The organism is Micromonospora sp. WMMD1155 (assembly GCF_029581275.1).
GTDB lineage: Bacteria > Actinomycetota > Actinomycetes > Mycobacteriales > Micromonosporaceae > Micromonospora.
Genome location: NZ_CP120742.1, coordinates 3,489,207 through 3,506,829, shown reverse-complemented (window position 1 = coordinate 3,506,829; position 17,623 = coordinate 3,489,207). Strand labels below are relative to the sequence as shown.

At 67.5% G+C, this 17,623-nt stretch carries 27 protein-coding genes; all 27 read right to left on the bottom strand.

The features are described from left to right. Positions 1 to 85 precede the first annotated feature (85 nt). The 27 genes from O7617_RS16105 to fusA all read right to left on the bottom strand — a co-directional run bounded on the left by O7617_RS16105 (position 86) and on the right by fusA (position 17,569). A complete protein-coding gene (locus O7617_RS16105; RefSeq protein ID WP_282264470.1) occupies positions 86 to 673 on the bottom strand; it encodes a DUF1707 domain-containing protein in 588 nt (195 codons plus the stop codon). 227 nt (positions 674 to 900) lie between these two features. After that, positions 901 to 1,752 (bottom strand): type I methionyl aminopeptidase, encoded by an 852-nt coding sequence (map, locus tag O7617_RS16100; RefSeq protein WP_282264469.1) that lies wholly within the window; start codon positions 1,750 to 1,752, stop codon positions 901 to 903. A gap of 87 nt (positions 1,753 to 1,839) precedes the next feature. After that, positions 1,840 to 2,493: an adenylate kinase gene (locus tag O7617_RS16095; RefSeq protein ID WP_282264468.1), complete on the bottom strand. Its 654-nt coding sequence runs from the start codon at positions 2,491 to 2,493 to the stop codon at positions 1,840 to 1,842. Then, positions 2,494 to 3,822 carry a preprotein translocase subunit SecY gene (secY, locus tag O7617_RS16090; protein ID WP_282264467.1) on the bottom strand — a complete coding sequence of 443 codons (1,329 nt, stop codon included), beginning with the start codon at positions 3,820 to 3,822 and terminating at the stop codon, positions 2,494 to 2,496. A 232-nt stretch (positions 3,823 to 4,054) separates the two neighbouring features. Further along, entirely contained in the window at positions 4,055 to 4,498 is a 444-nt protein-coding gene (gene rplO, locus O7617_RS16085) for a 50S ribosomal protein L15 (protein ID WP_088987584.1), read from the bottom strand. Further along, a complete protein-coding gene (gene rpmD, locus O7617_RS16080) occupies positions 4,498 to 4,680 on the bottom strand; it encodes a 50S ribosomal protein L30 (RefSeq protein WP_030329904.1) in 183 nt (60 codons plus the stop codon). The genes rplO and rpmD overlap by 1 nt, the downstream gene beginning before the upstream one ends. Then, positions 4,680 to 5,294: a 30S ribosomal protein S5 gene (rpsE, locus tag O7617_RS16075; RefSeq protein ID WP_282264466.1), complete on the bottom strand. Its 615-nt coding sequence runs from the start codon at positions 5,292 to 5,294 to the stop codon at positions 4,680 to 4,682. The genes rpmD and rpsE overlap by 1 nt, the downstream gene beginning before the upstream one ends. 33 nt (positions 5,295 to 5,327) lie before the next feature. Then, entirely contained in the window at positions 5,328 to 5,705 is a 378-nt protein-coding gene (gene rplR / locus O7617_RS16070) for a 50S ribosomal protein L18 (RefSeq protein ID WP_347403535.1), read from the bottom strand. 8 nt (positions 5,706 to 5,713) lie between these two features. Next, the gene (gene rplF, locus O7617_RS16065; RefSeq protein WP_282264465.1) at positions 5,714 to 6,256 is read right to left on the bottom strand and encodes a 50S ribosomal protein L6; all 543 of its coding nucleotides are present in this window, start codon (positions 6,254 to 6,256) and stop codon (positions 5,714 to 5,716) included. A 16-nt stretch (positions 6,257 to 6,272) separates the two neighbouring features. After that, on the bottom strand, positions 6,273 to 6,680 hold the full coding sequence (rpsH, locus tag O7617_RS16060; RefSeq protein WP_007465270.1) for a 30S ribosomal protein S8: 408 nt from the start codon (positions 6,678 to 6,680) through the stop codon (positions 6,273 to 6,275). Positions 6,681 to 6,796: 116 nt separating this feature from the next. Further along, on the bottom strand, positions 6,797 to 6,982 hold the full coding sequence (locus O7617_RS16055) for a type Z 30S ribosomal protein S14 (protein ID WP_007465272.1): 186 nt from the start codon (positions 6,980 to 6,982) through the stop codon (positions 6,797 to 6,799). Position 6,983: 1 nt separating this feature from the next. Next, positions 6,984 to 7,550: a 50S ribosomal protein L5 gene (gene rplE / locus O7617_RS16050; protein WP_088987580.1), complete on the bottom strand. Its 567-nt coding sequence runs from the start codon at positions 7,548 to 7,550 to the stop codon at positions 6,984 to 6,986. Beyond that, on the bottom strand, positions 7,550 to 7,870 hold the full coding sequence (rplX, locus tag O7617_RS16045; protein ID WP_007465276.1) for a 50S ribosomal protein L24: 321 nt from the start codon (positions 7,868 to 7,870) through the stop codon (positions 7,550 to 7,552). The genes rplE and rplX overlap by 1 nt, the downstream gene beginning before the upstream one ends. Beyond that, entirely contained in the window at positions 7,867 to 8,235 is a 369-nt protein-coding gene (gene rplN / locus O7617_RS16040) for a 50S ribosomal protein L14 (RefSeq protein ID WP_007073026.1), read from the bottom strand. The genes rplX and rplN overlap by 4 nt, the downstream gene beginning before the upstream one ends. A 97-nt stretch (positions 8,236 to 8,332) precedes the next feature. Next, the gene (gene rpsQ, locus O7617_RS16035) at positions 8,333 to 8,608 is read right to left on the bottom strand and encodes a 30S ribosomal protein S17 (protein ID WP_278141718.1); all 276 of its coding nucleotides are present in this window, start codon (positions 8,606 to 8,608) and stop codon (positions 8,333 to 8,335) included. Further along, the gene (gene rpmC / locus O7617_RS16030) at positions 8,605 to 8,841 is read right to left on the bottom strand and encodes a 50S ribosomal protein L29 (protein ID WP_007465283.1); all 237 of its coding nucleotides are present in this window, start codon (positions 8,839 to 8,841) and stop codon (positions 8,605 to 8,607) included. Before rpmC ends, rpsQ begins: the two co-directional genes overlap by 4 nt. Next, positions 8,841 to 9,266: a 50S ribosomal protein L16 gene (gene rplP, locus O7617_RS16025; protein WP_053653940.1), complete on the bottom strand. Its 426-nt coding sequence runs from the start codon at positions 9,264 to 9,266 to the stop codon at positions 8,841 to 8,843. Before rplP ends, rpmC begins: the two co-directional genes overlap by 1 nt. A gap of 3 nt (positions 9,267 to 9,269) precedes the next feature. After that, the gene (gene rpsC, locus O7617_RS16020) at positions 9,270 to 10,139 is read right to left on the bottom strand and encodes a 30S ribosomal protein S3 (protein ID WP_145778898.1); all 870 of its coding nucleotides are present in this window, start codon (positions 10,137 to 10,139) and stop codon (positions 9,270 to 9,272) included. After that, the gene (rplV, locus tag O7617_RS16015; protein WP_007465297.1) at positions 10,139 to 10,597 is read right to left on the bottom strand and encodes a 50S ribosomal protein L22; all 459 of its coding nucleotides are present in this window, start codon (positions 10,595 to 10,597) and stop codon (positions 10,139 to 10,141) included. The genes rpsC and rplV overlap by 1 nt, the downstream gene beginning before the upstream one ends. 41 nt (positions 10,598 to 10,638) lie before the next feature. Continuing rightward, entirely contained in the window at positions 10,639 to 10,920 is a 282-nt protein-coding gene (rpsS, locus tag O7617_RS16010; protein ID WP_007465299.1) for a 30S ribosomal protein S19, read from the bottom strand. 12 nt (positions 10,921 to 10,932) lie between these two features. Then, positions 10,933 to 11,772, bottom strand: a complete 840-nt coding sequence (rplB, locus tag O7617_RS16005; protein WP_088987576.1) for a 50S ribosomal protein L2 — start codon at positions 11,770 to 11,772, stop codon at positions 10,933 to 10,935. A 12-nt stretch (positions 11,773 to 11,784) separates the two neighbouring features. Further along, positions 11,785 to 12,087 carry a 50S ribosomal protein L23 gene (gene rplW, locus O7617_RS16000; RefSeq protein WP_007465304.1) on the bottom strand — a complete coding sequence of 101 codons (303 nt, stop codon included), beginning with the start codon at positions 12,085 to 12,087 and terminating at the stop codon, positions 11,785 to 11,787. Next, positions 12,084 to 12,734, bottom strand: a complete 651-nt coding sequence (gene rplD / locus O7617_RS15995; RefSeq protein WP_088987575.1) for a 50S ribosomal protein L4 — start codon at positions 12,732 to 12,734, stop codon at positions 12,084 to 12,086. The genes rplW and rplD overlap by 4 nt, the downstream gene beginning before the upstream one ends. Beyond that, entirely contained in the window at positions 12,731 to 13,396 is a 666-nt protein-coding gene (gene rplC, locus O7617_RS15990; RefSeq protein ID WP_282264464.1) for a 50S ribosomal protein L3, read from the bottom strand. The genes rplD and rplC overlap by 4 nt, the downstream gene beginning before the upstream one ends. A gap of 11 nt (positions 13,397 to 13,407) precedes the next feature. After that, entirely contained in the window at positions 13,408 to 13,716 is a 309-nt protein-coding gene (gene rpsJ, locus O7617_RS15985; protein ID WP_007073037.1) for a 30S ribosomal protein S10, read from the bottom strand. A gap of 350 nt (positions 13,717 to 14,066) precedes the next feature. Further along, the gene (tuf, locus tag O7617_RS15980) at positions 14,067 to 15,260 is read right to left on the bottom strand and encodes an elongation factor Tu (RefSeq protein ID WP_282264463.1); all 1,194 of its coding nucleotides are present in this window, start codon (positions 15,258 to 15,260) and stop codon (positions 14,067 to 14,069) included. Between the two features lie 212 nt (positions 15,261 to 15,472). Then, on the bottom strand, positions 15,473 to 17,569 hold the full coding sequence (fusA, locus tag O7617_RS15975) for an elongation factor G (RefSeq protein ID WP_088987572.1): 2,097 nt from the start codon (positions 17,567 to 17,569) through the stop codon (positions 15,473 to 15,475). Positions 17,570 to 17,623: the final 54 nt, after the last annotated feature.

The window sequence follows — 17,623 nt, the reverse complement described above, 5'->3', positions numbered from 1 at the left end:
CGACACCCCGATTTCCCGGAACCCGAGTCGATCTAGAGGTCCGCCGCCAGCCGCCGACGATGAGGCGCGTCGAGGTGCGTCGAGGTCAGGCCGGTGCGGTGGGGTCGTCCGGTTCGTCCGACTCGGCGGCGCGCAACTCGCGCCGCCGCTCCCGCTTGTCCCGTTTACGCTGCCGGCGACGCTCCCGCTCGACGGCCTGGCGCTGCGGCTCTCCCCCGGTCAGCCCGGTGACCGTGCGGACCAGCAGCACCGCACCCCACGGCCCGGCCACCCACACCGGCCAGAAGTAGAGCAGGTCCCGACTGAGCAGCGAGGTCACCGCCCAGATCGTCACCACGATGGCCACCACGTTGAGGTACCGCAGCCACACCTCGGCCAGCCAACGGGCGGTGACGCCGCGGGTGGCGACCGGGCCGGACTGGGCACCCGGAGGATCGACCGCCGGCACGCTGGTCGAGGCCGCCGCCAGTCCGGACCGCTGCGGCGGCGTCACCGGCGGCAGATCGGTCAGCAGCACCTCAAGATCAGCGTACGTACGCGCCGCATACGCCCGCTGCAACCGCTCGTCGTACTCGTGCAGTTCCAACCGACCCTCGTTGAGGGCGATCCGCAACCGTTCGGCCACCGCTTCCCGGTCCGCGTCCGCCGCTCGCATCCCGTCGCGCCCGTCCATGCCGGCAAGCATGCCACCGCCACGCCAATCCGGCCCCACCCCGGTCCAACCGGCGCGCTTGATCCACACCGTATCGCCGACCGACCTGGGGGTATCCGAGCGCTCTGATACCGCCATTCCGGCGATACGGAGTCGATCAGTAGGGCGGGCTGGCCGGTCACGACAGGGTCGGGGCGACGCAGCCGGTCAGCCGGGTTGTTCGGGAATGACCGGCCGGGCTCGGCTGATCAGGGGGTCGTCGAGGCGGCGGGCTGACGGGCGGTGACCAGGTCACCGAGGCGGGCCCGGCCCCCGTCGAACGCGGTCAGCACCCAGACCCCGTCCGGCAGCAGCGCCATCGAGTGCTCGACGTGCGCTGCCACCGAGCCGTCCCGGGTGACGACCGTCCACCCGTCGGACAACTCGACGGTACGCGGGGAGGCCATCGTGATCATCGGCTCGATGGCCAACGCCATGCCGGGAACCAGGCGCGGGCCCTTGCCCGGTCGGCCGTGGTTGAGCACGTGCGGGTCCTGGTGCATCTCCGTGCCGATGCCGTGCCCGCCGTAGCCGTCGACGATGCCGTACCGGCCGCCCTTACGCACGGCGGTCTCCACCGCGTGGGAGATGTCCGTGAGCCGGCCCTTGCCGCTCGCCGCGCCACGGGCGGCGGCGGCGATACCGGCCCACATGGCGTCCTCGGCGACCTCGGCCATCTTCAGCAGTGCCGGGTCGACGTCGCCGACCCCGACCGTGATCGCGGAGTCGCCGTGCCACCCGTCCAGCACGGCTCCGCAGTCGATGCTGATGAGGTCGCCGTCGGCGAGCACCTGCTTCGGCGAGGGGATCGCGTGGACGATCTGCTCGTTGACCGAGGAGCAGATCGACGCCGGGAAGCCGTGGTAGCCCTTGAACGACGGGACGCCACCCGCCTCGCGGATGGTCGACTCGGCGATGGCGTCCAGATCGGCGGTGCTCACACCGGGGGCGACAGCCTCCCGCATCCGGCGAAGCGCCTCGGCCACCACCAGCCCGGCGGCCCGCATCTTCTCGATCTGGTCAGGGGTCTTCAGCTGGATGTCCAGCTGGGGACGACGCATGGAGCGATTACCTTTCGTTGCAGAACAGCGGGGCACGTCTCGCGTACCCCGCTGTTCGCACTCTATCCGCCGTGGTCCGGCCGGACCTCAGCCGCCGTACGACCGCAGGGCGTCGATGGCCCGGGTGGTGACGTCCTCCACCGGCCCGGTGGCGTCGATCCCGACCAGCTTGCCCTGGGCGCCGTAGTAGTCGACCAGGGGCGCGGTCTTCTCGCCGTACTCCCGAAGCCGGGTGGCGATCGTCTCCGGCTTGTCGTCGTCGCGCTGGAACAGCTCGGCGCCGCACCGGTCACAGATGCCCGGCCGGGTGGTGGCGTCGAACTCGACGTGCCAGATCTTGCCGCAGCCCCGGCAGGTGCGCCGGCCGGAGAGCCGCCGGATCACCTCGTCGTCGTCGACGACCAGCTCCAGGACCAGGTCGAGTGCCGTCCCCAGATCGGCGAGGAGCTTGTCCAGAGCGGCCGCCTGCGGAGTGGTCCGCGGGAAGCCGTCGAGCAGGAACCCCTCGCTGGCGTCGGGCTCGGCCAGCCGGTCCCGGACCATGTTGATGGTGACCTCGTCCGGAACCAGCTCGCCCGCGTCCATGTACCGCTTCGCCTCGACGCCCAGCGGAGTGCCCTGGGTGACGTTCGACCGGAAGATGTCTCCGGTCGAGATCTTCGGCACCGAGAGGTGCGCGGCGATGAACTCGGCCTGTGTGCCCTTGCCCGCCCCCGGCGGGCCAACCAGAACGAGTCTCATCTACCGCAGGAACCCTTCGTAGTTCCGCTGCATGAGTTGGCTCTCGATCTGCTTCACGGTCTCCAGACCGACGCCGACCATGATGAGCACAGCGGTGCCGCCGAACGGGAAGTTCTGGTACTGCTGGTTGTCCAGCCAGATGAAGAAGAAGTTCGGCAGGATCGAGATGACGCCCAGGTAGAGCGCGCCCGGCAGGGTGATCCGGCTGAGGATGAAGTCCAGGTAGTCGGCCGTCGGCTTGCCCGGGCGGATACCCGGCACGAACCCGCCGTACTTCTTCATGTTGTCCGCGACCTCGGTCGGGTTGAACGTGATCGAGACGTAGAAGTACGTGAAGAAGATGATCAGCAGGAAGTAGACCGCGATGTAGATCGGGCTACTCGGGTTGACCAGGTTGTTCTGGATCCACGCCTGGGTCTTGCCCGGGTCGTTCTGGTCGAAGAACTGCAGGGCCAGCTGCGGCAGGTAGAGCAGCGACGAGCCGAAGATGACCGGGATGACACCCGCCTGGTTGACCTTGAGCGGGATGTAGGTCGAGGTGCCGCCGTACATCCGCCGGCCGATCATCCGCTTGGCGTACTGCACGGGGATCCGGCGCTGCGCCTGCTCGATGAAGGTGACAGCGGTGATGACCACCAGAACCAGCACGATGACCAGGGCGAACTTACCCCAACCCTGACTGGTCTTGATGCTCCAACCCTCGCTGGGCAGCCGGGCCGCGATCGAGGTGAAGATCAGGACGGACATGCCGTTGCCGACGCCGCGGTCGGTGATCAGCTCGCCGAGCCACATGACCATGCCGGTGCCGGCGGTCATCGTCATCACCAGGATGGACAGCGTCAGCCAGTCCGGGATGCCGGTGCCGGTGGGGATGATCGGGAACTGGTCGCAGCGGTTCTGGAAGAGCTGGCCCGAGCGGGCCAGGGCCACGAACGCCGACGCCTGCAGCACACCGAGACCGAGGGTCAGGTAGCGGGTGTACTGGGTGATCTTCGCCTGGCCGGCCTGGCCCTCCTTGCGGAGCTGCTCGAGGCGCGGGATCACGACGGTCAGCAGCTGCAGGATGATCGACGCGGTGATGTAGGGCATGATGCCCAGCGCGAAGACCGAGAGCTGCAGCAGCGCTCCGCCGGAGAAGAGGTTGAGCAGGTTCACCACCCCGGTGGTGTCACCCTGGATGGTGTCGAGGCACTTCTGCACGTTGCCGTACGAGACGCCTGGGCTGGGGAGCGTCGCGCCCAGCCGGTAGACCGCGATGATGCCTACTGTGAACAGCAGCTTCTTGCGCAGGTCAGGCGTACGGAACGCACTGAGAAAGGCGGACAGCAACTTCTTCCTCCTGCGCGAGGCGGGCCGCCGGTGATCCCTGGCGGGTCGGGGTGGATCACGGGCGAGCGCCCGCAATCCATGACTGGGATGGGACTCTAACAGCCCTACCCCGCTCCGGGCAGATGTGCCCGACTACATAAATCGATTCCGATATTACCGGGCGCTAGGGCCCCAGGCAGACCATGGCGCCCGCCAGTTGGTCACAACTGGACGGGCGCCATTGTCCTACGCCTTACAGCTCGGTGACGGAGCCACCGGCGGCAGCGATCTTCTCCTTGGCCGACGCACTGAACGCGTGCGCGGACACCTGGAGCGCCACACCGCCGAGGTCCCCGGTGCCGAGGACCTTGACCGGGTGACCCTTGCGGACCGCGCCGGCCTCGACCAGCTCCAGCGGGCCGACCTGGCCACCGTTCGGGAACAGCTCAGCGAGTCGGTCCAGGTTGACAACCTGGAAGACCACCTTGAACTTGTTCTTGAAGCCCTTCATCTTCGGCAGACGCATGTGGATGGGCATCTGCCCACCCTCGAACGCCGCCGAGATGTTCTTGCGGGCCTTGGAACCCTTGGTACCGCGACCGGCGGTCTTGCCCTTGGACCCCTCACCGCGACCCACACGGGTCTTCGCGGTCTTGGATCCGGGTGCCGGGCGCAGGTGATGCACCTTGATCGTCATTACTCGACCTCCTCGACCTTCACGAGGTGGTTGACCGTGAAGATCATGCCGCGGATCTCGGGCCGGTCCTCCTTGACCACCACGTCGTTGATCCGCTTGAGACCGAGCGAACGCAGCGAGTCACGCTGGTTCTGCTTGGTCCCGATACCGGACCGGAGCTGGGTGACCTTCAGGCGTGCCATCAGGACGCCACCCCCGCCCGCGACGCCAGCATGGCGGCCGGCGCGACGTCCTCCACCGGCAGACCACGACGCGACGCGACCTGCTCGGGGGACTCGAGCCCCTTCAGGGCCGCCACGGTGGCGTGCACGATGTTGATCGGGTTCGACGAGCCGAGGCTCTTGGAGAGCACGTCGTGGATACCGGCGCACTCCAGCACGGCGCGCACCGGACCACCGGCGATGACACCCGTACCGGCCGAGGCCGGCTTGAGCAGCACCACGCCAGCGGCGTCCTCACCCGTCACCGGGTGCGGGATCGACTGGCCGATACGCGGAACCTTGAAGAAGTGCTTCTTGGCCTCCTCGACACCCTTGGCGATGGCCGCGGGCACCTCCTTGGCCTTTCCGTAGCCCACGCCGACCGTGCCGTCGCCGTCGCCCACGATCACCAGGGCGGTGAAGCTGAAGCGACGACCACCCTTCACGACCTTGGCGACGCGGTTGATCGCGACGACCCGCTCGAGGTGCGGGGTCTTCTCGACGGGCGCGTTTCCGCGGCCGCCCTCACGGCGGTTGTCGCGGCGACCACCCTCGTTGCCACCGGACCCGCCGCCACGGCGCTGTTGACCTGGCATCAGCAGCCTTCCTTATCTCTCGTGACGGGGTTGTTAGAACTCGAGCCCGGCTTCGCGGGCGGCGTCGGCAAGCGCGGCGACCCGCCCCGCGTACCGGTTGCCACCGCGGTCGAAGACGACCTTGGAGACGCCAGCGGCCTTGGCCCGCTCGGCGAGCAGAGCGCCCACCTTGCCGGCGAGGGCGCTCTTGTCGCCCTCCGCACCGCGCAGCGAGGCGTCCAGGGTCGACGCCGACGCCAGGGTGTGACCCTTGGAGTCGTCGACGACCTGGGCGACCATGTGCCGCAGCGAACGGGTGACGACCAGGCGCGGACGCTCGGCCGTACCGGTGACGTTCTTGCGGACGCGGAAGTGTCGACGCGCACGCCCGACGGCGCGCTTGGCGGCGACACCGCGGCGGCGCTTGAGCAGCGTGGCGCTCACTTCTTACCTGCCTTTCCAGCCTTGCGGCGGATGACCTCGCCCTGGTACTTGACGCCCTTGCCCTTGTAGGGCTCCGGCGGGCGGATCTTCCGGATGTTGGCGGCGACCTCACCGACCTGCTGCTTGTTGATGCCGGCAACGTGGAATAGGGTCGGCCGCTCCACCGTGAAGGTGATGCCCGTCGGGGCGGAGACGACCACCGGGTGCGAGAACCCGAGCGCGAACTCGAGGTCCGAACCCTTAGCGGTCACCCGGTAACCGGTGCCGGCGATCTCCAGGCTCTTGCGGTAGCCCTCGGTGACACCGACGATCATGTTGGCGATCAACGTACGGCTGAGGCCGTGGAGTTCCTTGGCCTTGCGCTCGTCGTTCGGCCGGTTGACGCTCAGCTGCCCATCCTCGGCCCGCTCGATCGTGATCGGCTCGGCGAGGGTGTGCTCAAGCTGGCCCTTGGGGCCCTTGACCGTGACGGTCTGCCCGGAAATCGTGATGTCGACGCCGGCTGGCACCGGGATCGACTTACGTCCAATTCGCGACATTTCTACCTGTCTCCCGTTACCAGACGAAGGCGAGGACTTCCCCGCCAACGCTCCGCTTGCGGGCCTGCCGGTCGGTCAGCAGCCCCTGGGACGTCGAAATGATCGCCACGCCGAGCCCGCCGAGCACCCGCGGGAGCCCGTCCGACTTGGCGTACACCCGGAGACCGGGCTTGGACACTCGCTTGATGCCGGCCAGGCTCCGCTCGCGGTTCTGGCCGTACTTCAGCTCGACGACCAGTCGCTTGCCGACGGCGCCCTCCTCGGGCTCCTCGACCGACCAGGTGGCGATGTAACCCTCGGCCTTCAGGACCTCGGCGATGTTCGCCTTGATCTTGGAGTAGGGCATCTTCACCTGATCGTGGTACGCCTGGTTGGCGTTACGCAGACGCGTGAGCATGTCTGCGATCGGGTCGGTCATCGTCATGGATTTCGTCAGCCTTTCTCGCCGGGGTTCCCGGGGCATCAGCCCCGGGCCTACGGCGAAGAGCAATACCTAATCGGTGCAGGAGTTCCCGGCCGACGGCCGGGACGCGGTCGCCCTTACCAGGAAGCCTTGGACACGCCCGGCAGCTCACCACGGTGAGCCATCTCCCGGATGCAGACCCGGCAGAGCCCGAACTTGCGGTAGACCGCCTTCGGACGCCCGCACCGCTGGCAGCGGGTGTACGCGCGAACCGAGAACTTCGGCTTCGCGGCCGCCTTGATGATCAGCGCCTTCTTGGCCATCTCAGTTCTCCTTGAACGGGAAGCCCAGGAGCTTGAGCAGCGCCCGGCCCTCGTCGTCGGTCGTGGCGGTCGTGACCACCGTGATGTCCATGCCCCGCTGCCGATCGATCTTGTCCTGATCGATCTCGTGGAACACCGACTGCTCGGTCAGACCGAACGTGTAGTTGCCGTGCCCGTCCAGCTTGCGCCCGTCCAGACCGCGGAAGTCACGGATACGCGGCAGCGCGATGGAGAGCAGCCGGTCCAGGAACTCCCACATCCGGTCACCGCGAAGGGTGACCTTCGCGCCGATCGGCATGCCCTCACGCAGCTTGAACTGCGCGATGGACTTGGTCGCCCGCCGCACCTGCGGCTTCTGGCCGGTGATCGTGGCGAGGTCACGGACCGCGCCGTCGATCAGCTTGGCGTCGCGAGCAGCCTCGCCGACACCCATGTTGACGACGATCTTGACCAGCCGCGGCACCTGCATGGGGTTGCCGTAGCTGTGCTGCTCGCGCAGCTGGGCCACGATCTCGTTGCGGTACCGCTCCTTGAGGCGCGGCATGGTCTTTTCGGTAGCCGTGGTCATCACAGGTCCTTACCGGTGCTACGCGCGATGCGGACCTTCTGGCCGTTGTCGTCGATCCGGTAACCGACGCGGGTCGGCTTGCCGTCGGAGTCCAGGACCTGCACGTTCGAGACGTGGATCGGGGCCTCCTGGGTGACGATGCCGCCGGTCTTGGCGCCACGCTGGGTGGTGCTGATGCGGGTGTGCTTCTTGACCCGGTTCACGCCCTCGACCAGGACCTTGTCCTGCCGCGGGTAGGCCGCGATGACCTTGCCCTTGGCACCCTTGTCCTTGCCGGCGATGACGACGACCGTGTCGCCCTTCTTGACCTTCACGGTCACAACACCTCCGGCGCGAGGGAAATAATCTTCATGAACCGCTTGTCCCGCAGCTCCCGGCCCACCGGGCCGAAGATGCGGGTACCACGCGGGTCCCCGCCGTCCTTGATGATGACGGCGGCGTTCTCGTCGAAGCGGATGTACGAGCCGTCCGGCCGCCGCTTCTCCTTGGCCGTGCGAACGACGACCGCCTTGACGACGTCGCCCTTCTTCACACCGGCACCCGGGATGGCGTCCTTGACCGTGGCCACGATGACGTCGCCGATGCTCGCGTAGCGCCGACCCGAGCCACCGAGAACCCGGATGCACAGGATCTCCCGAGCACCCGTGTTGTCGGCGACGCGCAGTCGCGACTCCTGCTGAATCACGTCTATCTCCTATGTCTGCCGGTTCTCCGGCCGCCGTGGCGGCCGGAGCCTGGCGGAACCTACGCCCGACGCAACGCCGGGCGAGCTCGAGCCTTCGCTACTTGGCCTTTTCCAGGATCTCCACGATCCGCCAACGCTTGGTGGCGCTCAGCGGCCGGGTCTCCATGATGAGAACCCGGTCACCGGTGCCGGCGGCGTTCTGCTCGTCGTGCACCTTCAGCTTGCTCGTACGACGCATGATCTTGCCGTACAGCGCGTGCCGAACCCGGTCCTCGACCTCGACCACGACGGTCTTGTCCATCTTGTCGCTGACCACCAGGCCCTCACGGACCTTGCGGCGCGAGCGCGCGGTGGTGGCGGTCTCTTCGGTCATGATGCAGTCACCTCAGTCGGCGCGGCCGAGAGCCCCAGCTCGCGCTCGCGCATGATCGTGTAGATCCGGGCGATCTCCCGGCGGATGACCTGCAGCCGCCGGTTGTTGTCGAGCTGCCCGGTTGCGGCCTGCACGCGGAGGTTGAACAGCTCCGCCTTGGCCTCCCGCAGCTTCGTGACCAGCTCCTCCTCGGAGAGCTCACGCAGCTCGGTCGCCTTAACGCCCGCTGCCATCAGGATTCACCCACTTCGCGCGTAACAATGCGGCACTTCATCGGGAGCTTGTGGATCGCGCGACGCATGGCCTCTCGCGCGGTCTGCTCGTTGGGGAAGGACATCTCGAAGAGAACCCGCCCCGGCTTGACGTTGGCGACCCACCACTCGGGCGAACCCTTACCGGAACCCATCCGGGTCTCGGCCGGCTTCTTGGTGAGGGCCTGGTCCGGGAAGATCGTGATCCAGACCTTGCCACCACGCTTGATGTGGCGAGTCATCGCGATACGTGCCGACTCGATCTGCCGGTTCGTCACGTACGCCGGCTCGAGAGCCTGGATCCCGAACTCGCCGAACACCACCCGGTTACCACCCTTGGACGCGCCACTGCGGTCCGGGTGGTGCGGCTTGCGGAAGCCCTTCGGGGGCTTGCGCGGCATCAGCATCTGTCAGCCCTCCTGCTGCGTTTCTGCCGGAGCAGCCGCGGCGGCGACAGCGGAGCTGTCGACCGGCTCGCCGCTCGGCGTCTCGGCCTGCTGCGCGATGGTGGTCGCAGCAGCCCGGCCGGCCTCGGTGCCACCAGCCGTGGTGCCGGACGAACCCGACCGGCCACGGCGCGGACGCTCGGGACGGTCGCCACGCTCACCACGACGCGGGCGGGACGGACCGGCCTCGGCCGGAGCCTCCCGGCCCGGAACGGCGTCGCCCTTGTAGATCCAGACCTTCACACCGATCCGACCGAACGTGGTACGGGCCTCGAAGAAGCCGTACTCGATGTTGGCCCGCAGCGTGTGCAGCGGAACCCGGCCCTCACGGTAGAACTCGGTCCGGCTCATCTCGGCGCCGCCGAGGCGACCCGAGACCTGAACCCGGATGCCCTTGCAGACCGGGTTCTTCATCGCCGACTGCATGGCCTTGCGCATCGCCCGACGGAAGCTGACCCGGCTGGACAGCTGCTCGGCCACGCCCTGCGCGACGAGCTGAGCGTCCGACTCGGGGTTCTTCACCTCGATGATGTTCAGCTGAACCTGCTTGCCGGTGAGCTTCTCCAGCTCGCCGCGGATCCGGTCGGCCTCCGCACCCTTACGGCCGATGACGATGCCCGGCCGGGCGGTGTGGATGTCGACCCGAACCCGGTCGCGGGTGCGCTCGATGTCGACCTTGGAGATCCCGGCGCGCTCGAGGCCCTTGGACATCATGCGGCGGATCTTGACATCCTCGCCGATGTAGTCCTTGTAGAGCTTGTCCGCGAACCAGCGGGACTTCCAGTCGGTCGAGATGCCGAGCCGGAACCCAGTGGGGTGAACCTTCTGACCCATTACTCGGCGTCCTCCGTCTTGCTCTGCGCTTCGGCCGGTGCGGCCTCCGTGGCCGGGGCGGCCTTCTTAGCCGCAGCCTTCCTCGGTGCTGCCGGCGCGACCGCTTCGACCGCCACGGTGATGTGGCACGTGCGCTTGCGGATGCGGTAGGCCCGACCCTGGGCCCGCGGCTGGAACCGCTTCATCGTCGGGCCCTCGTCCACGAAGGCCTCGCTGACGAGCAGCGCGTCGGGGTCCAGCCGCTCGTTGTTCTCCGCGTTGGCGATCGCGCTAGCGAGCACCTTGTACACCTGCTCGCTCGCAGCCTGCGGCGCGAACTGCAGCACCGTGAGCGCCTCCTTCGCGGGCAGGCCGCGGACGAGGTTGACCACCCGGCGCGCCTTCATCGGCGAGATGCGCACGTGCCGCGCAACCGCCCGCGCGCCCGGAAGCACCGGAGCGTCGCCCTTTCCTGGCATCGCTGTAACCCCTTGTTCCCTCTATCCGTATGCCCGCGGCGTCAGCGCCGACGGCTCTTCCGGTCGTCCTTCTCGTGACCCTTGAACGTGCGGGTCAGCGCGAACTCGCCGAGCTTGTGCCCGACCATCGCCTCGGTCACGAACACCGGGACGTGCTTGCGTCCGTCGTGCACGGCGATCGTGTGCCCCAGCATCTCGGGGATGATCGTCGAGCGCCGCGACCAGGTCTTGATCACGTTCTTGGAGCCCTTGTCGTTCTGAACTTCCACCTTCTTGAGCAGGTGGTCGTCGACGAACGGGCCCTTCTTCAGGCTGCGAGGCATGTCTTATCTCCCTCAGCCGCGCTTACGCGTGGCGTAGCGACGGCGGACGATCAGCCGGTCACTCGGCTGGCCCTTACGGCGGGTACGGCCCTCGGGCTTACCCTGCGGGTTGACCGGGTGGCGACCACCGGAGGTCTTACCCTCACCACCACCGTGCGGGTGGTCGACCGGGTTCATGGCGACACCACGGACGGTCGGGCGCTTGCCCTTCCACCGCATCCGGCCGGCCTTGCCCCAGTTGATGTTCGACTGATCGGCGTTGCCGATCTCGCCGACGCTGGCGCGGCAGCGCACGTCCACCCGCCGGATCTCGCCGGACGGCATACGCAGGGTCGCGTACGCGCCCTCACGACCGAGCAGCTGGATGCCGACCCCGGCGGAACGGGCCAGCTTGGCCCCGCCGCCCGGACGCAGCTCCACGTTGTGGATCGTGGTACCGACCGGGATGTTGCGCAGCGGCAGGTTGTTGCCGGGCTTGATGTCGGCGCCCGGACCGGACTCGACGCGGTCGCCCTGCTTCAGGTCCTTCGGCGCGATGATGTACCGCTTCTCGCCGTCGGCGTAGTGCAGCAGCGCGATGCGCGCGGTGCGGTTGGGGTCGTACTCGATGTGAGCGACCTTCGCCGGCACGCCGTCCTTGTCGACCCGCTTGAAGTCGATCAGACGGTACTGGCGCTTGTGACCGCCGCCGTGGTGCCGCGTGGTGATCCGGCCGTGGGCGTTACGCCCGCCCTTCTTCGGCAGCGGAGCCAGCAGCGACTTCTCCGGCGTGGACCGGGTGATCTCGGCGAAGTCAGCGACACTGGAGCCACGTCGGCCCGGCGTCGTCGGCTTGTACTTACGGATAGCCATTGTCTACACCCCTCAGCTGACCGGGCCGCCGAAGGCCTCGATGCGGTCACCGTCAGCCAGCTTCACGATCGCCCGCTTGGTCGCCTTGCGCTGACCGAAGCCGGTCTTGGTGCGCTTGCGCTTACCCTGGCGGTTGAGCGTGTTGACCGTCAGGACGCGGACGTTGAAGATCTGCTGGATAGCGATCTTGATCTCGGTCTTGTTCGCGTCCGGGTGCACCAGGAAGGTGTACCAGTTCCGGTTCAGCTCGCTGTAGCTCTTCTCCGAGACGACCGGCGCCACGATGATGTCGCGCGGGTCGGCGATCGTGCTCACTTGCCACCCTCCTCGGTGGTCTCGGCGGGCACGCCCAGGAACTCGTCCAGGGCGTCCTTGGTGAAGACCACGTCGTCGGCCACGAGCACGTCGTACGTGTTCAGCTGGCCGGACTCGATCAGGTGCACGCGCGGCTCGTTGCGCAGCGACACCCAGTTCAGCTCGTCGGTGCTGCTCAGCACGACCAGGACCCGACGGGCCTCGGTGAGCTTCGCGAGCGTGGCCAGGGCCGCCTTGGTCGACGGCTTCTCGCCCGAGACGAACGCCTCGACGACGTGCACCTGCCCGGCGCGGGCCCGGTCGGAGAGGGCGCCCCGCAGAGCGGCGGCCTTCATCTTCTTCGGGGTCCGCTGGCTGTAGTCACGCGGCACGGGACCGTGCACGACGCCACCGCCGGCGAACTGCGGCGCGCGGATCGAGCCCTGCCGGGCGCGACCGGTGCCCTTCTGCTTGTACGGCTTCTTGCCGCCACCGGCGACCTCGCCGCGGGTCTTGGCCTTGTGCGTGCCCTGTCGGGCCGCCGCGAGCTGGGCCACCACGACCTGGTGCATCAGCGCGACGTTGGCCTGCACGTCGAAGATGTCCGCCGGCAGCTCGACCGAGCTGCTGGTGGTGCCTTCGACGGTGCGCACGTCAACGGTGGTCACTTGGCCGCACCGCCCTTCTTCACCTTGCTCTTCGCCGCGGTACGGACCAGAACGAGCGCGCCCTTCGGACCGGGGATGGCACCCCGGACGAGCAGCAGGTTGTTCTCGGTGTCGACCGCCTGGACGGTGAGGTTCTGCACGGTGTACCGCACGCCACCCATCCGGCCGGCCATCCGGGTGCCCTTGAAGACACGACCCGGCGTGGCGCAGGCACCGATGGAACCGGGCGAGCGGTGCTTGCGCTCGACACCGTGGCCGGCGCCCAGACCGTGGAAGCCGTGCCGCTTCATCGGGCCGGCGTAGCCCTTGCCCTTGGTCTTGCCGGTGACGTCGATGACGACGCCGGCCGGGAACTCCTCGACGGTGACTTCCTGGCCGAGCGAGTATTCCGCGGCGTCCGTGGTGCGCAGCTCGACGATGTGCCGGCGCGGCGCCACGTCCGCCTTGGCGTAGTGCCCGCTGACCGGCTTCTTGACCTTGCGCGGGTCGATGTTGCCGTAGGCCAGCTGGACCGCGGAGTAACCGTCCTTCTCGGCGCTACGAACCTGGCTGATGACGCACGGGCCGGCCTCGACCACGGTCACGGGAACAACGCGGTTGTTGTCCCAGACCTGGGTCATGCCGAGCTTGGCGCCCAGGATCCCCTTGACTTGCCTGTCCATTTGTCCGGTCCCTACAGCTTGATCTCGATGTCGACGCCAGCCGGCAGGTCGAGGCGCATGAGCGAGTCGACCGTCTTCGGGGTCGGGTCGATGATGTCGATCAGCCGCTTGTGCGTGCGCATCTCGAAGTGCTCGCGCGAGTCCTTGTACTTGTGCGGCGAGCGGATAACGCAGAAACGGTTGATCTCCGTGGGCAGCGGCACCGGGCCCGCGACCTGCGCCCCGGTGCGCGTCACCGTCTCGACGATCTTCCGAGCCGAGGAGTCGACGACCTCGTGGTCATAGGCCTTGAGCCGGATGCGGATCTTCTGTCCCGCCATGGTGGCTTCTGTTCCTTCTCTCGATGCCGCTGTGTTGCGGGCGCCTGTACCGGCTGGCACAGGCCCACTTCGCCGACCCCCGCGGTCGGGCGTGTCGCGCCCTCGGGCCGAGCTCCGCCCCATGGTTCCGGAGTGGTGCTTGACCGCGCGGTGGGTCAAGGCGCCGATCGCTTACCGCGACCTGAACGCCGTGCGAGGGTGGTTGGCGACTGGGCCGCCAACCACCCCACGCTCGACCGTCTCGCCACCCGGAGGTTCAGCGAAAGCCGAACACAGGCGACGAACTGTCGTTACGCAACCTGACTAGTATGCCGCACGACCGGCGGCGGGTCTAATCGGGGTTACCTAGTTCACTTGACGATCTTGGTGACGAACCCGGCGCCGACGGTGCGGCCACCCTCGCGGATCGCGAACTTGAGGTTCTCCTCCATGGCGATGGGCTGGATCAGCTTCACCGACATGGTGGTGTTGTCACCCGGCATGACCATCTCGGTGCCCTCGGGGAGGGTGACGACACCGGTGACGTCCGTGGTCCGGAAGTAGAACTGCGGACGGTAGTTCTGGAAGAACGGGGTGTGGCGGCCACCCTCCTCCTTGGAGAGGATGTAGACCGTCGCCTCGAACTCCGTGTGCGGGGTGGTCGTGCCCGGCTTGATGACGACCATGCCGCGCTCGACGTCCTCGCGCTTGGTGCCACGCAGCAGCAGGCCGACGTTCTCACCTGCGCGGGCGTCGTCCAGGGTCTTCCGGAACATCTCGATCGCGGTGACCTTGGTCTTGAAGCCCTTCTCGCGGATGCCGACGACCTCGACGTCCTCGTTCGGGAGCAGGACGCCACGCTCGACACGACCGGTGACGACGGTGCCACGACCGGTGATCGTGAACACGTCCTCGACGGGCATGAGGAACGGCTTCTCGGTCTCGCGCTCCGGCTGCGGGATCGCGGTGTCGACCGCGCTCATCAGCTCGAGCAGCTTCGCGGTCCAGACCGGGTCGCCCTCGAGCGCCTTCAGCGCGGAGACCTGGACGACCGGCAGGTCGTCACCCGGGTACTCCTGCGAGGAGAGCAGCTCGCGCACCTCGAGCTCGACGAGCTCCAGGAGCTCCTCGTCGTCGACCATGTCGCTCTTGTTGAGCGCCACGACGATGTACGGCACACCGACCTGACGGGCCAGCAGCACGTGCTCGCGGGTCTGCGGCATCGGGCCGTCGGTCGCCGCCACCACCAGGATCGCGCCGTCCATCTGCGCGGCACCGGTGATCATGTTCTTGATGTAGTCAGCGTGACCGGGGCAGTCAACGTGCGCGTAGTGCCGCGCCTCGGTCTGGTACTCGACGTGCGCGATGGAGATCGTGATGCCGCGGGCCTTCTCCTCCGGCGCCTTGTCGATCTCGTCGAACGGCGTGTAGGGGTTCAGGTCCGGGTACTGGTCGTGCAGGACCTTGGTGATGGCCGCCGTCAGCGTCGTCTTACCGTGGTCGATGTGACCAATGGTGCCGATGTTGACGTGCGGCTTAGTCCGCTCGAACTTAGCCTTCGCCACTGGTGTCCTCCTGTGGACTTCTTGGTTCGTACGCCCGGCGCGCCGGTCGGCGCTTAGGACTCTGTCGACAGCCTTTCCGGCCAGACGGCCGGAGAGCCTTTGTGGGTTCTGCGGCGATGAAGCCTACAGGCCCGGTCTCACGCGATCCGATCGTGGTGGCCGCGGGCGGGTGAACCTCCCGCGACCAACCACGAATCACCTGCTCGGGGCAGTTACTCGCCCGTCGCCTTCGCGATGATCTCCTTCGCGACGCTCTGCGGAACCTCGGCGTAGGAGTCGAACTGCATGCTGTAGCTAGCCCGGCCCTGGGTCTTCGACCGCAGGTCGCCGACGTAGCCGAACATCTCCGACAACGGCACCAGAGCCCGGACGATGCGGGCGCCGCTGCGCTCCTCCATCGCCTGGATGATGCCGCGGCGGGAGTTGAGGTCGCCGATGACGTCACCCATGTTCTCCTCAGGAGTGGTGACCTCAACAGCCATCATCGGCTCGAGCAGTGCGGGGTCGGCCTTGCGGGCCGCCTCCTTCATCACCATCGAGCCGGCGATCTTGAATGCCATTTCCGAGGAGTCGACCTCGTGGTACTGGCCGTCCAGCAGCGTCAGCTTCACACCGACCAGCGGGAAGCCCGCCAGGATGCCGTACTGCATGGCGTCCTGGGCGCCCGCGTCCACCGACGGGATGAACTCCCGGGGGACACGGCCACCGGTGACGGCGTTCGCGAACTCGTAGGTCGGCGAGTCGTTGTCCAACGGCAGCGGCTCGACGCTCACGATGACGCGGGCGTACTGACCCGAACCACCGGTCTGCTTCTTGTGGGTGTACTCGATCTTCTCCACCTTGCGGCGGATCGTCTCGCGGTACGCCACCTGCGGCTTACCGATGTTCGCCTCGACGTTGAACTCGCGGCGCATCCGGTCGACCAGGATGTCCAGGTGCAGCTCGCCCATGCCGGCGATGACCGTCTGGCCGGTCTCCTCGTCCAGCTTGACGCGGAAGGTCGGGTCCTCCTCGGCCAGCCGCTGGATGGCGGTGCTGAGCTTCTCCTGGTCGGCCTTGGTCTTCGGCTCGATCGCGACCTCGATGACCGGCTCCGGGAAGGTCATCGACTCCAGGATGACCGGGTTCGCCGGGTCGCACAGCGTGTCACCGGTGGTGGTCTGCTTGAGACCCTGCACCGCGATGATGTCGCCAGCCTGGGCCGAGCTGCGCTCTTCCCGCTTGTTGGCGTGCATCTGGTAGATCTTGCCGATCCGCTCCTTGCGGTCCTTGGTGGAGTTGACCACCTGGGTGCCGGTCTCGACCACGCCGGAGTAGACCCGGACGTAGGTGAGCTTGCCGAGGTGCTTGTCGGTCTGGATCTTGAACGCCAGGCCGGAGAAGGGCTCGGCCTTGGACGGCTTCCGCAGCAGCGGGGTCTCGCCGTCGGGGGCCGTGCCCTCGATCGCCGGAACGTCCAGCGGCGACGGCAGGAAATCGACGACGGCGTCGAGCATGGGCTGGACGCCCTTGTTCTTGAACGCCGAGCCGCAGAGCACCGGGTTCGCCTTGCCGGCGATGGTGGCACGCCGGATGGCGGCCTTGATCTCCTCGACGGAGACCTCCTCGCCTTCCAGGTACTTCTCCATCACCGAGTCGTCGACGTCGGCCAGGGTCTCCATCAGCTTCTCGCGCCACTCGGCCGCGGAGTCGGCCAGCTCGGCCGGGATCTCCTCGATCGCGTAGTCCTCACCCTTCTGGGTCTCCCCGCGCCAGGTGAGGGCGCGCATGCCGATCAGGTCGACGACACCGATGTGGTCGCCCTCGAGCCCGATCGGGATCTGGAGCACCAGCGGGGTGGCGTTCAGCCGGTCGATCATCATCTGCACGCAGCGGAAGAAGTCGGCGCCGGTCCGGTCGAGCTTGTTGACGAAGCACATGCGCGGGACGTTGTACTTGTCGGCCTGCCGCCAGACGTTCTCCGTCTGGGGCTCCACGCCGGCGACACCGTCGTAAACCGCGACCGCGCCATCCAGGACCCGCAGCGACCGCTCGACCTCGACCGTGAAGTCGACGTGGCCAGGCGTGTCGATGATCTGGATCGTGTGGCCCTTCCACTCACACTTGGTAGCAGCGGAGGTGATGGTGATACCACGCTCCTGCTCCTGCTCCATCCAGTCCATGACGGCAGCGCCCTCGTGGACCTCACCGATCTTGTACGTGATACCGGTGTAGAACAGGATTCGCTCGGTGGTCGTGGTCTTACCGGCATCGATGTGCGCCATGATGCCGATGTTGCGTACGTTGGCGAGCGCGTCTGCGGCGGCCACTTCAATCCCTACTTATCGTCGTCTCGACTCAACTGGTGGCGGTTCCGGCGCCCG

What these genes read in the sequence shown, in the direction of transcription:
- O7617_RS16105 (WP_282264470.1), bottom strand. Translation starts at nt 673, where the DNA reads ATGGACGGGCGCGACGGGATGCGAGCGGCGGACGCGGACCGGGAAGCG.
- map (WP_282264469.1), bottom strand. Translation starts at nt 1,752, where the DNA reads ATGCGTCGTCCCCAGCTGGACATCCAGCTGAAGACCCCTGACCAGATC.
- O7617_RS16095 (WP_282264468.1), bottom strand. Translation starts at nt 2,493, where the DNA reads ATGAGACTCGTTCTGGTTGGCCCGCCGGGGGCGGGCAAGGGCACACAG.
- rplO (WP_088987584.1), bottom strand. Translation starts at nt 4,498, where the DNA reads ATGACGATCAAGGTGCATCACCTGCGCCCGGCACCCGGATCCAAGACC.
- rpmD (WP_030329904.1), bottom strand. Translation starts at nt 4,680, where the DNA reads ATGGCACGCCTGAAGGTCACCCAGCTCCGGTCCGGTATCGGGACCAAG.
- rpsE (WP_282264466.1), bottom strand. Translation starts at nt 5,294, where the DNA reads ATGCCAGGTCAACAGCGCCGTGGCGGCGGGTCCGGTGGCAACGAGGGT.
- rplF (WP_282264465.1), bottom strand. Translation starts at nt 6,256, where the DNA reads ATGTCGCGAATTGGACGTAAGTCGATCCCGGTGCCAGCCGGCGTCGAC.
- rpsH (WP_007465270.1), bottom strand. Translation starts at nt 6,680, where the DNA reads ATGACGATGACCGACCCGATCGCAGACATGCTCACGCGTCTGCGTAAC.
- O7617_RS16055 (WP_007465272.1), bottom strand. Translation starts at nt 6,982, where the DNA reads ATGGCCAAGAAGGCGCTGATCATCAAGGCGGCCGCGAAGCCGAAGTTC.
- rplE (WP_088987580.1), bottom strand. Translation starts at nt 7,550, where the DNA reads ATGACCACGGCTACCGAAAAGACCATGCCGCGCCTCAAGGAGCGGTAC.
- rpsQ (WP_278141718.1), bottom strand. Translation starts at nt 8,608, where the DNA reads ATGACCGAAGAGACCGCCACCACCGCGCGCTCGCGCCGCAAGGTCCGT.
- rpmC (WP_007465283.1), bottom strand. Translation starts at nt 8,841, where the DNA reads ATGGCAGCGGGCGTTAAGGCGACCGAGCTGCGTGAGCTCTCCGAGGAG.
- rplP (WP_053653940.1), bottom strand. Translation starts at nt 9,266, where the DNA reads ATGCTGATGCCGCGCAAGCCCCCGAAGGGCTTCCGCAAGCCGCACCAC.
- rpsC (WP_145778898.1), bottom strand. Translation starts at nt 10,139, where the DNA reads ATGGGTCAGAAGGTTCACCCCACTGGGTTCCGGCTCGGCATCTCGACC.
- rplV (WP_007465297.1), bottom strand. Translation starts at nt 10,597, where the DNA reads ATGCCAGGAAAGGGCGACGCTCCGGTGCTTCCGGGCGCGCGGGCGGTT.
- rpsS (WP_007465299.1), bottom strand. Translation starts at nt 10,920, where the DNA reads ATGCCTCGCAGCCTGAAGAAGGGCCCGTTCGTCGACGACCACCTGCTC.
- rplB (WP_088987576.1), bottom strand. Translation starts at nt 11,772, where the DNA reads ATGGCTATCCGTAAGTACAAGCCGACGACGCCGGGCCGACGTGGCTCC.
- rplC (WP_282264464.1), bottom strand. Translation starts at nt 13,396, where the DNA reads ATGGACAGGCAAGTCAAGGGGATCCTGGGCGCCAAGCTCGGCATGACC.
- rpsJ (WP_007073037.1), bottom strand. Translation starts at nt 13,716, where the DNA reads ATGGCGGGACAGAAGATCCGCATCCGGCTCAAGGCCTATGACCACGAG.